The sequence below is a fragment of the Varibaculum sp. C0165D1 genome, from assembly GCF_056590355.1.
This window is the reverse complement of sequence record NZ_JBWPVY010000001.1, coordinates 544,336-557,178: the sequence shown is the minus strand read 5'-3', so window position 1 is coordinate 557,178 and position 12,843 is coordinate 544,336. Positions and strand designations below refer to the sequence as shown.

General features: G+C 55.0%; 11 protein-coding genes. 7 read left to right on the top strand and 4 right to left on the bottom strand.

Going from position 1 to position 12,843, the window contains the following annotated elements; all coding sequences use genetic code 11:
- Nucleotides 1-66: 66 nt before the first annotated feature.
- On the bottom strand, nt 67-2,436 hold the full coding sequence (locus AC1EKS_RS02545; protein WP_481009591.1) for a DNA gyrase/topoisomerase IV subunit A: 2,370 nt from the start codon (nt 2,434-2,436) through the stop codon (nt 67-69).
- A gap of 292 nt (nt 2,437-2,728) precedes the next feature.
- Between AC1EKS_RS02545 and AC1EKS_RS02540 the strand changes: the two genes are divergently transcribed.
- Entirely contained in the window at nt 2,729-3,898 is a 1,170-nt protein-coding gene (locus tag AC1EKS_RS02540; RefSeq protein WP_481009582.1) for an alkaline phosphatase family protein, read from the top strand.
- 28 nt (nt 3,899-3,926) lie between these two features.
- Here the strand turns inward: AC1EKS_RS02540 and sepH are convergent, their stop codons facing one another.
- Nucleotides 3,927-5,240, bottom strand: a complete 1,314-nt coding sequence (gene sepH, locus AC1EKS_RS02535) for a septation protein SepH (protein ID WP_481009583.1) — start codon at nt 5,238-5,240, stop codon at nt 3,927-3,929.
- 168 nt (nt 5,241-5,408) lie between these two features.
- Here sepH and AC1EKS_RS02530 point away from each other — a divergent pair, with 168 nt between their 5' ends.
- The 4 genes from AC1EKS_RS02530 to AC1EKS_RS02515 are packed head-to-tail and all read left to right on the top strand — an operon-like array spanning nt 5,409 to nt 7,538.
- On the top strand, nt 5,409-5,711 hold the full coding sequence (locus AC1EKS_RS02530; RefSeq protein WP_481009584.1) for a DUF4193 domain-containing protein: 303 nt from the start codon (nt 5,409-5,411) through the stop codon (nt 5,709-5,711).
- A gap of 9 nt (nt 5,712-5,720) precedes the next feature.
- Complete coding sequence (locus tag AC1EKS_RS02525) at nt 5,721-6,455, top strand: DUF3710 domain-containing protein (RefSeq protein ID WP_481009585.1); 735 nt, start codon at nt 5,721-5,723, stop codon at nt 6,453-6,455.
- Nucleotides 6,452-6,808, top strand: coding sequence for an OB-fold nucleic acid binding domain-containing protein (locus AC1EKS_RS02520; RefSeq protein WP_481009586.1), 357 nt, complete (start codon nt 6,452-6,454; stop codon nt 6,806-6,808). Before AC1EKS_RS02525 ends, AC1EKS_RS02520 begins: the two co-directional genes overlap by 4 nt.
- Nucleotides 6,798-7,538 (top strand): DUF3159 domain-containing protein, encoded by a 741-nt coding sequence (locus AC1EKS_RS02515; protein ID WP_481009587.1) that lies wholly within the window; start codon nt 6,798-6,800, stop codon nt 7,536-7,538. Before AC1EKS_RS02520 ends, AC1EKS_RS02515 begins: the two co-directional genes overlap by 11 nt.
- On the opposite strand, the gene AC1EKS_RS02510 is transcribed toward AC1EKS_RS02515, so the two are convergent.
- Both AC1EKS_RS02510 and AC1EKS_RS02505 read right to left on the bottom strand, forming a co-directional pair.
- Complete coding sequence (locus AC1EKS_RS02510; protein WP_481009588.1) at nt 7,535-8,236, bottom strand: potassium channel family protein; 702 nt, start codon at nt 8,234-8,236, stop codon at nt 7,535-7,537. The two genes, AC1EKS_RS02515 and AC1EKS_RS02510, sit on opposite strands and share 4 nt — an antisense overlap.
- On the bottom strand, nt 8,237-8,944 hold the full coding sequence (locus AC1EKS_RS02505; RefSeq protein WP_481010182.1) for a potassium channel family protein: 708 nt from the start codon (nt 8,942-8,944) through the stop codon (nt 8,237-8,239).
- A gap of 47 nt (nt 8,945-8,991) precedes the next feature.
- On the opposite strand from AC1EKS_RS02505, the gene AC1EKS_RS02500 reads away from it, so the two are divergent.
- Complete coding sequence (locus AC1EKS_RS02500) at nt 8,992-11,160, top strand: APC family permease (RefSeq protein ID WP_481010180.1); 2,169 nt, start codon at nt 8,992-8,994, stop codon at nt 11,158-11,160.
- A 2-nt stretch (nt 11,161-11,162) separates the two neighbouring features.
- On the top strand, nt 11,163-12,815 hold the full coding sequence (locus tag AC1EKS_RS02495) for a class I SAM-dependent RNA methyltransferase (RefSeq protein WP_481008863.1): 1,653 nt from the start codon (nt 11,163-11,165) through the stop codon (nt 12,813-12,815).
- The last annotated feature ends 28 nt before the right edge of the window (nt 12,816-12,843 follow it).

Sequence of the window (12,843 nt, the reverse complement as noted above, 5' to 3'; positions counted from 1 at the left end):
GCTCAGCGAGCAAGTCAGCGATTCATCTTTCAAGACTTTTAGGCACGCGAAAGCGGTATCACCGCATTACCCCAGGTAATAGATTTGTCGCTTCAGCCCGCTACCAGAAGCATCTCGCTTATCAGTTTCCGCCGGTAGAGGGAGGGGAGATCCATCTTTGCTGAGGGCACGCGGCGGGGTAGCGGTGATGGCCGCCAAAGACAGGCGGCTTTCACCCTTCAAGAAACGTTGACAACGCACCCCCTGTCCGGCGCGTCCCTTCTGGGGGTATTGCAGCACAGGAGTGACCTTCGCGCTAGTTTGCCCACTACCGGGGCCAGAAGAAGAAATTCCGGCGACCGTTACCACCAGGGAAGACTCTAGGTTTTCGGCGCTAACCAAGGCGGCGGCAATTAGCTGGTCACCATCGGCAAGTTTCATTCCGCAAATCCCCTGACCAGTGCGTCCTTGGGGGCGTACTTTATCCGCCGGGGTGCGCAGCAGTTGCGCGGCCGAAGAAATCAGCACGAAAGCACCGTCATCGCCTCCACTGCCAGCTGCCACCACTTGGTCACCGCTGTCTAGACCGATTATGGAATAAGAATCCTGGGTAGCTAGCACCTGCGGCCGGATCCGTTTAATAACCCCAGCAGCCGTGGCGGCCCACCAAGTCGGTCCTTCTTCATCCAGGGGAACCAGCCCCACTACTTCCTCGCCATCCTCTAAGTTCAGCAGCCGCGAAATTGGAGGGGTACCTCGCAGCGAGGGCGCCGCTGCCGAACGTACCAAAGCCGGAACTTCCAGGGCAGTAAGTTTATATAAAGTTCCCAGGGAACTAATCGCGCCCACCTGGCCGCGAGCGGTAGTTTGGGCTGTAGCAATAATTGCATCCCAAGGCTCGCGCCCTCCCTCAGAAGCTAAAGCCTCATGCCCAGGGAAGCGTGCCACCAGACCGCCGGCCCCTAAAACTACGGTTGCCGGTTCATCTGGGATTTCCAAGGGAGTATCCTGGTCTGCCGTTAACTCAGCCGCGCCCTCTTCTGCCAGCAGCACTGTCCGCCGCGGATCCGAGCGTTTTTGTGCCACTTCCCGCAGCTCACTAACCACCAGCTCTTGCCGTTTTTCTCGGGAGGCAATTAGGGCTTCTAGCTCGGCGATTTCTTCGGTTAAGCGGTCACGCTCCGCCTCTAGTTCCAGGCGCGAAAACTTAGTTAACCGGCGCAGCTGCAAGGACAAAATATGTTCAGACTGCACATCATCTAAGTCAAAAGCCTCCATTAAGCGGGCTTTTGCTTGAGCAGCATCCTCGGAGGCGCGAATAATCTGAATAACGTCATCAATATCGAGGACCGCGATTAGCAGCCCTTGCACTAAATGCAGCCGTTCTTGCCGTTTGCGCAGGCGGTATTGGCTGCGGCGCATTACGATCTCCATGCGGTGATCGAGGAACACCTGCAGCATTTCTTTTAGCCCCAGAGTGCGCGGCTGGCCATCGACCAAAGCCACCGCGTTAATCCCGAAAGAATCCTCCATCGGGGTGTGCTTGAAGAGTGCGGCGCGCACCGCCTCGGGGTTAAAACCAGATTTAATCTCGATCACTAGGCGCATATCGTGGTCACGGTCCGTTAGGTTAGTGACCGCAGAAATACCTTTTATCCTGCCCTTTTGTACTCCATCTTTGATTTTTTCAATCACTTTTTCCGGACCCACCATATAAGGCAGTTCGGTGACCACAATCCCCATCTTGCGGGCAGTAACTCGCTCAATCGAGGTCTTGGCGCGAGTGCGGAAGATGCCCCTCCCGGTTTCGTAGGCTTGGCGTACACCGTCCAGCCCCACAATGATTCCGCCGCCTGGCAAGTCGGGGCCGGGAATAAAACGCATTAAATCTTCAGTAGTTGCCTCGGGATTTTCTAGCAGATGAATCGCGCCGGCCACGGTTTCCCCCAAGTTATGAGGAGGAATATAGGTGGCCATCCCCACTGCGATCCCATTGGCTCCGTTTACTAAAAGATTGGGGAAAGCCGCCGGGAGCACTGCCGGTTGCTGGAACTGGTTATCGTAGTTGGGAACAAAATCTACGACGTCCTCATCTAGATTGGACACCATATCTTGCGCGGTCGGAGCCATCCGCACTTCCGTATAGCGCGCCGCCGCCGGGCCGTCATCTAAGGAACCAAAGTTTCCATGTCCATCCACCAGCGGCATCCGCAGGTTAAAGTCTTGCGCTAGGCGCACGATTGCGTCATAGATGGCGCTGTCTCCGTGGGGATGGAGCTTACCCATAACTTCCCCGACTACGCGCGAGCTTTTCACATGGCCTTTGCTCGGCCACAGTCCCATTTCGCTCATCATATAGACGATGCGCCGCTGTACCGGTTTTAGACCATCCCGGGCATCTGGCAGGGCGCGCGCATAAATCACCGAATAGGCGTATTCCAGGAAGGAAGTACGCATTTCCTCGGACACATCAATATGAGTAATTTTTTCCTCTGCGATTTCCTGAGGAGAGACAGAGGTCTTTTTCCGCTGCGGGCGGGTAGTAACAGAGGTCGCAGAAACACTCTTTGAGGGGGAGCTTGCCCGTTTTTCGTTCGGGTCTGGCTGGTCGAGGGCATCCGCTGCAGGCATGGCTGCAGAAAACAGGTCAGGCTGATCGGGTTCATGCGACTTTTTGCTCACCTTATTATCAAAGCAAAAAACGGGCTGCTAGTCAGATTCGGCTCGCGGGTATGAGAGCATAAGAGGTATGAGTCACCGTGAGAAAACTGCGACTGGAATGCGGATATGGGATATTTTACCCTCGCTTTTTGGGACGCTGCACTGGCAGGAAGAAACCGAGTTTTCTGCCCCGCTGCGGCAGATAATGGGGGAAGACAAACGCCGGTTATGCCTAGTCGCGATTGATGGCATGGGACAGCAGCTGCTTTCGGCTAGGCGGGGGCATATTCCCTTTATGCGGCCTTACCTTACTCAGGCGGAGGAGACCTGGGGACAGCCGGTCAGAACCTGTGTACCCTCCACTACAGTGGCTGCCTTAACTAGCCTGCACACGGGACTTTCACCGGCGCAAACCGGGATGCTGGGGTATCAGTGTTGGGATCCGGCTGCTAGGCGCGTCCTCAATCTGATTACTTTTGAAGGCTTTAAGCATACGGCCCGTTCCTGGTGCGACCAGCCAACCCATTTCACTTATGCCCGTAATGCCGCCCTGGAATCTGTAGCCTTAGTCCCGCCTGACTTCGTGGGATCCAAACTTAGTGACATCACTTTGCGGGACGCGAATCTCAAGGTGTCTACGGAACTATCTCAGCGCTGCGCCCAAGCTGCGACAGCTCTCAAACAGGGTGCCGACTATGTGTATCTCTACTGGTCGCAGCTAGATCATTGGGGGCATAATCTGGGATGGTCTCATCCCCGGTGGTTGCAAGAACTTGAGGCGATTGATCGGGCTCTGGGCGAGCTGCGGGCCCAACTACCTAATGACGTAGTCATGGCGATAACCGCAGATCATGGCATGGTGAACCTCACCCCGGACACCACTATTGATTTAGCTAGCTGCGAGTTGGCCTCGCAGATAGCTGCAGTTTCGGGGGAGCCGCGCGCTCTGCATATCCATCTAAAAGAGCAGTATCTAGGGCAGGATCCCGCCGGAAAACGCTCCCGGAAGGCCCCTAAAGCGATGGTGCTCGCGCAGTGGCAAAAACTGGTTGGCGGGCGCGGTCAAATAATAGCTGATTACCGCCAGGCTTACGGTGATATTAGCGAACCAGATCGCATCGGAGACTTTACCATTTTCGCCAAAGAAAACTATCAGTTCGTGGATTCGCGTTTCCATAGCCCCGGAGTATTACAAATGGTGGGGGTACATGGTTCGCTAACCCCAGCCGAGATGGAAATCCCCCTAATCCTGGTTTAGCGATCAGGCCCGCACTCCCGTACCGATATCACCGCGGCTTGGTTCCAAAAACGATATCGTCCCAACTGGGGATGGACTTACGCTGGGAACGCCGATGCCTACCCTTGTTTTTAGGGACGTTTTTCCCGGAGACGAGAATGGTCTTATCGTTTTCCTCAACATTTTCCATTCCCGGCAGTACCGGCGCGGCCTCTACCGGTTCGGAGCTGGGGGGAGGAGGAGCGGGACGCGAAGGAGCTTCCGAGGTGTTTTCCGACGCGGAGGCGGCGGGAGCACGCCTGGTCAAATCCAGATTAAGGGCCTCAGTTTCCGACAAAGTCCCCACAAAAGTAGGCTCGCTGCTATCCCACACATTTTCCGGGCTGCGTTTTACCTGTGGAGATTGACTGGCAGGATCTGCGTGCGGGATCGAGGATTTATTCCCGAGCACCGCAGTATCTACAGGGCTAAAATCGCTTTGCGGCGAAGCTGAGGAGGACGGCGCTGGATTCTCTTCTTCTGAGCGCTCTTCGGAACGTTTTCCTGAAAGGGAAACGATTTCTGCCGGGGTCTTTAGCTCCGGATTTTTATCGGCGGGCTCATCCTCCAAATCCGGAATTTCTGCCGAATCGGTCTGGTCCTCGCCAAGCTGTACTTCGGGGGAGGCATCGCGTTTTCCGCGTGCCGCCGCCAATGCTTCTAAAAGAGCCTCTGTACCGGTATCTGGTTGTTGGGGCGGAGCAGGTTGGGCAGATGGCATCGGGAAGAACTCTTCGAAACTCGACACCTTCGAAGCTGGTTGGGAGGCCTCGGTTAACCAGATAGCTTCCTGATCGAGGGCGCTAACTGTAGAAGCACCGGGCTCCATATGCCAACGGGCCGTCAAATCCCGAGCATCCTGGGTAAAAGTCAAAATAATTTCCCAAGGGCCCTTTCCGCCGCGAACCGCATCCCAGCGCAGTGAGTCTGCAGAAACTCCGCGGGCGGCAAGGCGATCTATCACCAGTTCCCCCAGATGGGGAGAATCTGATTCGCCCCCTACCTGGCATGATTGCGCCAGATTCGCAATGTGGCGTCGTTCCGCCAAAATCGGGGTAGCATAACGCTGTACTTTCGCTACCGGCAATTCGAACTTATCTGCGATTTCACTAACCGTGCTGCCGGCACGAATCAAAGATTGAATCTTCCGTGGGGGCACTGTTTTCTTCGGGCTTTGGGGCACCGCCTCCAGATTGGGGCGCTCGGGACGGAGCTTATCGCGTAACTCCTGGGTAATGGCCAAGGCATAGCGGGTGCCTTCCTCATCATTGAGAATCAGCTGGTTACCATCTGGGTGCAATCCCAACAGCTCTAGGTCTTTCATACTCCTCCGTTCCCTTGCTTCGAGATTGCCACGTTTAGGGGAAGTTTTTGCCTATTAGGCGCGGTGTGTCTGTCGTATCTAGCATTTTAGGGCTTGAAGTGTTAATATCCCCGCGTCTATTGTTTATTTAACTGAAGACCAAAGCAGTACTTTTAGAAGGGACGAACCGTGGCAACAGATTATGACGCCCCCCGTAAAAATGAAGAGGAAGTGGAACAGGACTCCCTGGAAGAGCTGAAGGCTCGCCGGGCAGAGGCCACTGGTTCCTCCGAAGTCGATGAGGACGAAAACGCAGCTGCAGAAGATTTTGAGCTGCCTGGCGCTGACCTATCCGGTGAGGAACTTTCTGTCCAGGTGATTCCGGCACAAGATGACGAGTTTACCTGCTCGGTGTGCTTCCTAGTGCAGCACCGTTCCCGCCTAGCGGGAGCCGTGGATGGCAAACCGGTCTGCCGGGACTGTGCCGAATAAACGGGTGCCATGAGATTTTTTCCTTCCCGCCGTAAACGTGTCCTGCAGGGCGAATCTTCTAAAGCCGCGGCAGACCTGAGCGATTCTCCAAAGCTGGTCGAGCCACAGCTTCCTGCGGGATCTAGCGCAAATGATCCGGAAGGCTCTCCAGCTGTTACCAGCCCGCAGCCGAGCGCAGAACCCCCAGAGAACTTGGGGCCTTATAACGAAGGGGAATCTCCCGAAGGCAGCGAGTTCTTAGATTTGGGAGCCATAAGGATTCCCTTGATTGCCGGTTTGCAAATGTTTCCGGTTCAAGATGATCATGGCAATATATTGGCGGTAGAAATTGTGGCGGGAACAGGCCAAATGCAGCTTTCTGCTTTCGCGATGCAACGCTCTGGGGGGCTCTGGGATCAGATCCGCGAAGAGCTTGCGGAACAGCTTAAATCTCAGGAGTACCAGATTTTTCCCCTGCCTGGTCCTTTTGGGGAAGCAGTGTTGGCGCGGCCGATTCCGGGCGGAAAATCTTCCGGGGAGGGCGCTTTGCCCCTGCTTTTGTGGGGCGTTGAGGGTGAGCGTTGGTTGCTACGGGTAATCGTGCGCGGCCTGGCTGCTGAAGATGAAAATACTCGGCAGCAACTTTTGGACGTGTTGCATGGCCTGGAGGTGGTGCGCGGGGAAGAAGCACGAGTTCCCGGCGAACTGTTACCGATCTTGCTCCCTCAGCAGGTGCGTGAACAACTGGAAGCAGATGAGCAGTGAATAGCGAATTGGCGACACCAGGTAGCGAGGCGAGCGAAACCGCGCAAGCCGGAACCGATGAAGTTGCGGTAGCCTCTAAGGTTAGCGAGGTAGCTGAGCGTCAAAGAGTGTCACTATTTGGGGTTTTGCGTTCTGTTACCTTCCCGGCCCCCACCGGTCCCGGTTCTTTTACCGCGACTTTGTTCGACGGCACCGGGTCGATAGATGTGGTTTGGCTAGGGCGCAAAAGCGTTCCGGGTATAAAAGCCGGAATCCGCCTAGCGGTGCAAGGCATGGTTATCTCCCGCTCCAACGGGCTATGCGTTATCAACCCGACTTTCCAGATTGAGCCTGTTTATACTAATGAACGCTAGTTTAGAAACAGCAGGTGACAGGGAGAAAACAGCAGCTAATAATGCTTCCGCTTCTGAAAATCTCTCGGAAGCCTCGCTCTCGGGACAACTGGGCGGTCTCGGGGCCCAGCTAGGCTCGCAGCATTTCTCTATGGGCGAGGCTATCGGCGGGCCCTGGGGAGCGCTAGAAACCACTTTACCCACCATCTTGGTAGTAGCCATCTATCCGTTCACCCAATCTCTGCGGCTGCCGGTTATCTTGGCGTTGGGAGCCACCCTAATCTTTGCGGTCATTCGCCTGGTGCGCCGCCAAAGTCTGCGCCAGGTAGTTGCGGGACTTGCCGGTACTTTAATCAGTGTGTTTTGGGCTTGGCGCAGCGGTCAGGTAGAAAACTTTTTCGCTTTCGGTTTTTGGATCAATGGGGTTTACTCAGCGATATTGTTGTTAACTATCTTGGCTCGCCGCCCGGCTATCGGGTGGCTAGTTGCCGGTGCTATCGGGAAACTGGATAGGTGGCGCCACCCAGATTTCCGCAAGTTCTACCTCGTTTCCCGGCTTTGCACCTGGCTGTGGGTGGGGCTCTTCACGCTCAGGTTAGCGGTGGAGCTACCTTTGTACTACGCAAATTTGCTGGTGCCCCTGGGGGCAGCGCGGCTGATCTTAGGTTTGCCCGCATTCGCCCTCGTCGGTTATTTCAATTGGGTGTGGCTACGCGATGAAACCAGCCACCTGCGCGAAGCTGCCGACTAATCTTCTTGCGCCGGATCGGCTATTTCTTCAGGCGGGGGCGTGAACAGAGCGGTTATTTGCTCTAGATCGTCCTCAGCTTTCGAGCTAAACAGCATCAGCAGTTCATCTAAGCCCTGTAATAAAGTATCCGGATGAGGAGCCAGGGGACGGGAATCGCGGAGAACTGCTGCCAAGACCACGGAAGGTGGCAGGTCGAGAGCAGACAGGGGCTGCCCGGTCAATTCCGAATCCTCGGGGACAGTTAGGGAATACATGTTGGTGTCGGAAGCGTGAAAGCGGAAGAGGTGTACCGGGATCCCCACGGACACAACTTCCTCGACTAGCGACGTCATTACTCGTGGGGTAGAGACCGCCACGTCAACTCCCCAGGCATCATCAAAGAGCCACTCGTTCTTGGGATTATTTACTCGCGCCACCGTTTTCGGCACCCCGAACTCGGTTTTAGCTAGCAGACACACCACCAGATTCACTTTGTCATTCCCGGTGGCACAAACCACCACGTCAGCTTGACTTATCTCAGATTTAGAAAGGGTTTCTAGCGAACAGGCATCCCCTAAAACCCAGTCTGCCTGTGGAATCGAGGCGACCTCCATGCGGGAAGGATGATTGTCGATCAAGGTAACTTCATAACCGTTTGTAACCAGTTCTCGCGCAATCGAGCGCCCTACCGATCCGGCTCCGGCAATCACAATCCTCATTTAATCCTCCTGTGCCGGGGGTCGTTTGAAAGCTCGCTCTATTTGCGCGGCTCGCCCGGAAGGAACCGTGCAAATCAATTCGTCGCCATCTTGAATCACCAGGGTAGACAGGTTGAAATAGGGTTCACCATCACGGCCAATATAGGCAACTTTAATATCCAAAAGTTTTTGAGTCTGCTGCAAGGAAACCCCTACCCAGTCTTCGCAGGGAATAACCCGCAGCATTTTCACCTGATAGACAGAATCAGAATAGGCCAGCTGGGTGTCGTCGGGCAGCATTTGTCGCAGCATTTCCGAAGCGGTCCAAGACACCGGAGAAGTGGTATTGATCCCCAGCTTGCGGTAGATTTCTGCGCGCCGAATATCGTAAATCCGGGCAACCACCCGGTCGATCCCGAAGGTTTCCCGGGCGATACGCGCCGCTAATATATTGGTGTTGTCCCCATTAGAGATGGCGGCAAATGCGTAGGCTTCCTCGATATTGGCGCGCTCGAGTACCTCTCGATCAAAGCCAATCCCAGAAACTTTTTGTCCCGAAAAATCGGTGGGAAGTTTGCGAAAAGCATCGGGATTGGAATCGATGATAGCGACGGAGTGTCCCTGTTCATCCAGGGTCTGCGCGACGCGGGCGCCTACTCGTCCCGATCCTAAAACTACGAAGTGCATGCAAGTAGCGTAAACCTTTTCTTGGCTATTTTCAGCTTTCATATCAGTTGTAACTATCGGTTTCGGCAAGATAGTGGGATGATCAGGGTGTGAAAAACGTGAAAGACCGCTGGGAAAGCCCGGCTGTGCGTAAAGCGCTGCTGATGCGGCAGGGGCTATCTAAACGCTACGCGCTGCCGGTTTTCGCTTCTAATGCGCTTTCTTCAGTTTCCTATGCCCCTGATCAAATCCTTTTGACCTTAGGGGTTGGGGGGATCGTCGCCTCGGGTATTTCCGTGTGGGTGGGAGTGGCTGTTTTTGCGGTAATGGCAGTGGTGATTATTTCTTACCGCCAGGTGGTGATGGCCTATCCCCGCGGAGGCGGCGACTATGAGGTGGCGCGGCAAAACCTGGGACCAACTGCTGCTCTAGTCACGGTCAGTGCCCTGTTAGTTGATTATTCTTTGACGATCGCGGTCTCTACCTCTGTATGTGCCAGCTATGTAGGTGCACTGTTTCCAGCGCTCAATACCCATCAAGTTTTAGTGGCCGTATCGGTAATTGCAGTTTTAACCCTGCTGAATCTGTCGGGAATGCGAGAGTCGGGAAAATTATTTGCCATCCCCGCCTATCTATTTATGGCAGCCATCGCGTTGCTAGCTATTTTCGGGTTTGTCCAGGAGGCATTAGGCAGCCTGAGGCTAGCAGATAGTGCAGGTAGGGAGCTTTTACCCGCGGTGCGCTATCAGGCGGGACTGCATGGCTTAGGGGGACTATTGCTGTTCCTGCGGGCGTTTTCGGGAGGATGCGTAGCCCTGAGTGGGGTAGAGGGAATCAGTAACGGGGTGCCTGCTTTCAGGAAACCCCGCTCCAAGAATGCCCGGATCACCCTGGCCTTGTTCGGGCTGATTAGTGCAGCAATGATGCTTTCGATGCTGCACCTAGCGAAAGTTACTGGTATCAAAGTCCCGGCCTATGACTCTCAGATAATCGGTGCAAATGGCCCCCTGGCGGCCTATGACATCCCTCCGGTAATCGCGCAGCTAGCACAGATCGTATTCGCCCCCTACCCGGTAATGGCCTACCTGGTTACTGCGATCACGGCAGTGATCCTAGTTTTTGCCGCTCATAGCGCTTTCAACTGGTTCTCGCAGCTGACTCAGGTGCTGTCCCGTGATGGGTTTTTGCCGCCCCAAATTTTCCGGCGTGCTGACCGGCGTTCCCTGTCGCCAGTTATTTGCGTGCCGGCCCTGGTAGCAGCAGTTTTAATTACGTTTACCGGTGCGCAATCACCCAGACTAATCGAGATGTATATCATCGGAGTTTTCATTTCTTTGACGCTATCCCAACTGGGGATGCTGCGGCACTGGAATGCAAAACTACGTTCGCGGACCTTCCAAAAAAGCCGGAAGATTCTGCGCCGCCGCTGGACGGTAAACGCTATTGGTTTTATCTGTACCGCCACCGTCCTGGTGGTGGTAACTGTCTCTCGGTTTGCCCACGGCGCCTGGGTTGCCTTAGCGCTAATGGCCATAGTGTTTACGCTGCTGTTGAGGATTGGTAAGTACTATCAGTTCTCCAGTGATGAGATTGAAGTGGCTGATTATGCGGCCGCCCGGGCGATGCCTTCCCGGGTGCAAAGCCTGGTATTGGTGTCTAACCTGTACAAACCTACCATGCGGGCCATCTCCTATGCTCGCGCTTGCCATCCTTCCTCGCTATCTTTAGTGCACGTCGAGATTGAGCCCGATGATTTTGAGCAGCTGAAAGAAACCTGGAAGCACAGCGGGGTGGAAGTGCCACTGACGGTATTAGCTTCGCCTTTTCGTGATATTACCGGCCCGTTGCTGCAGCATGTGCGTTCTTTGCGGAACCGTTCTCCCCGCGACCTAGTAGTAATCTATATTCCCTGCTACCTGGTAAAATATCCTTGGCAGAAGCTCTTGCATAATCGCTCTGTCTATCGTATTCGCCGTCAGCTTCGGGATCTACCCGGAGTGCTAGTGGTAATGGTGCCTTGGAATTTTTCCCATAGCCGCGAACGGGCAGACCAGCGAGCCGGGGTAGAGACGCTGCTTCCTCCGGAAGAATATCGCCAATCTTCCCCGGTATTTAGAGGGCGAGTCCAAGACATTACCCGAGGCGCGTTTGTGGGTGAGGGGGACCATCTTCCTTGGTTCAATAGTGTTCACGGTGGTTGGGGGATTGACCCACCGCCTTCTGACCCTAAATCTAAAATCCATGACGATATTCAGCCTGACTTTGCTACCGACTTTTAACTATGAACGAAGTTTCTCTGCAGCTGCTGCGCCCCGTCCACGGCGGTTACTGCCTGGCGCATAGGGACGGTCAAACCTATATGGTGCGTTTCGGACTGCCGGGGGAGCAGGTGAAAGCCGTACCGATCGCTAAAAAAGGCAAAGTTATTTTTGCCGAGGTGAGCGCGGTAGTTCAGGCTTCGGAGCAGCGGCAAGCGCCGGTGTGGGCTTTGGGTGGTCCGGGAGGCACGGGCGGGGCGGATCTTTGCCACGTAAAACTGCCGTACCAACGCATCTGGAAAGCGCAGGTGCTGGCAGATTGTTTGCGGCGCCTGGGGGGAGAGGAAGTTTTCGCGCAAGCATTAGCGGTGAGCGGGGGAGAGTTGAGCTGCCTAGGCGTAAGTAGTGGACACGCTGGCGGTGAGGACGGTTTAGGGTATCGGTTGCGCGCCGATTTTGAAGTCAGTGCTGCTGGGCGCCTAGCGATGACTAAGTTCCGCGGGGAAGAACTGGTAGAGATTGATAGTTTTCCCCTGGCGGATCCGGTGATTAGTGATGCGTCTTTTTTCGGTGATCCCGCCAGCTGGAGCGAGGTGTTTAAGCCGGGAGGGCGTATCCGGGCTTGGGCGAGTGCGGACGGGCTGCGAGTTTGGAATGGGCGTGCCCTCTTTAACGAATCAGCTCAGCAGGTTGCAGAAAAGAACGTGCGTTTAACGGTTGCCGGTTTCGGAGACTACCTGGTGGCACCGAACGGTTTTTGGCAGGCACACCGTCAGGCGGCACGGATTTTAGGCGAGCAAGTAATGGCGGCGGCTACCAGTGATTTTGGGGTAGGTAGCGGGGTATCTACTGCTCAGGGGGAGGGTCTAGGAAACCCTCTCAATGGCGGGAGTGGGGACGCAAACTCGACTAGCGACCGCCCGCCTGCTTTTGGGGACAGAAAATGGGAAGAAATCCTGGAACTGTACTCGGGTGCGGGGCTGTTTTCGCGTCCTCTAGCCAACATCCTGGACAGGGGAGGTTGCCTGTCCACTTTGGAGGGGTCAAAGCCGGCAGTGAAAATGGCACGGAAAAACCTGTCAGGGGCGGCCGGACGCCTGCAGATCCACGCAGGAAGGGTAGATGCCCGGGTACTCGCGGACTATGGCGGCAAGATGAAGACGCCGCCCCTGGTAGTAATGGATCCGCCGCGCAGCGGTGCGGGACAAAAAGTGATGGCGGCGTTGGCGCGTCTAGAGCCCGAGCGGATTATCTACGTAGCCTGCGATCCGGCAGCTCTAGCTCGCGACCTGAAAGTCGCGGTATCCCGCGGCTACCAGATTACGTCCTTGCAGGCCTACGACCTTTTCCCCCACACCCACCATGTGGAGACGGTATGTCTCTTAACCCGGCAAAATGTCAAAGAGCATTTATATGTGGATGTTGATATGAAAGACCTGAAGCGTGAGAAACTACCGCCAAAGCCGACATACAAGCAGATTCAGGCATACGTGCTTGAAAAGTACGGTCTGAAAGTGTCGCCGCTATATATCGCAACTTTGAAAGATGAACTAGGGCTTGAGAAGCAATTCTCCTACGTAAAAGAAGGGATGGCTGCTAAAAATCGACCTCAATGCCCGAAAGACAAACACGATGCAATCATCAAGGCATTTAAGCACTTCAAGATGATTTCATAAAGACACTCAGAACATTGCAAGAAAGGAA

Coding starts and splice junctions, on each gene's coding strand:
- AC1EKS_RS02545 (WP_481009591.1), bottom strand. CDS start 2,436: ATGCGTACTTCCTTCCTGGAATACGCCTATTCGGTGATTTATGCGCGC.
- AC1EKS_RS02540 (WP_481009582.1), top strand. CDS start 2,729: ATGAGTCACCGTGAGAAAACTGCGACTGGAATGCGGATATGGGATATT.
- sepH (WP_481009583.1), bottom strand. CDS start 5,240: ATGAAAGACCTAGAGCTGTTGGGATTGCACCCAGATGGTAACCAGCTG.
- AC1EKS_RS02525 (WP_481009585.1), top strand. CDS start 5,721: ATGAGATTTTTTCCTTCCCGCCGTAAACGTGTCCTGCAGGGCGAATCT.
- AC1EKS_RS02515 (WP_481009587.1), top strand. CDS start 6,798: ATGAACGCTAGTTTAGAAACAGCAGGTGACAGGGAGAAAACAGCAGCT.
- AC1EKS_RS02510 (WP_481009588.1), bottom strand. CDS start 8,236: ATGAGGATTGTGATTGCCGGAGCCGGATCGGTAGGGCGCTCGATTGCG.
- AC1EKS_RS02505 (WP_481010182.1), bottom strand. CDS start 8,944: ATGAAAGCTGAAAATAGCCAAGAAAAGGTTTACGCTACTTGCATGCAC.
- AC1EKS_RS02495 (WP_481008863.1), top strand. CDS start 11,163: ATGAACGAAGTTTCTCTGCAGCTGCTGCGCCCCGTCCACGGCGGTTAC.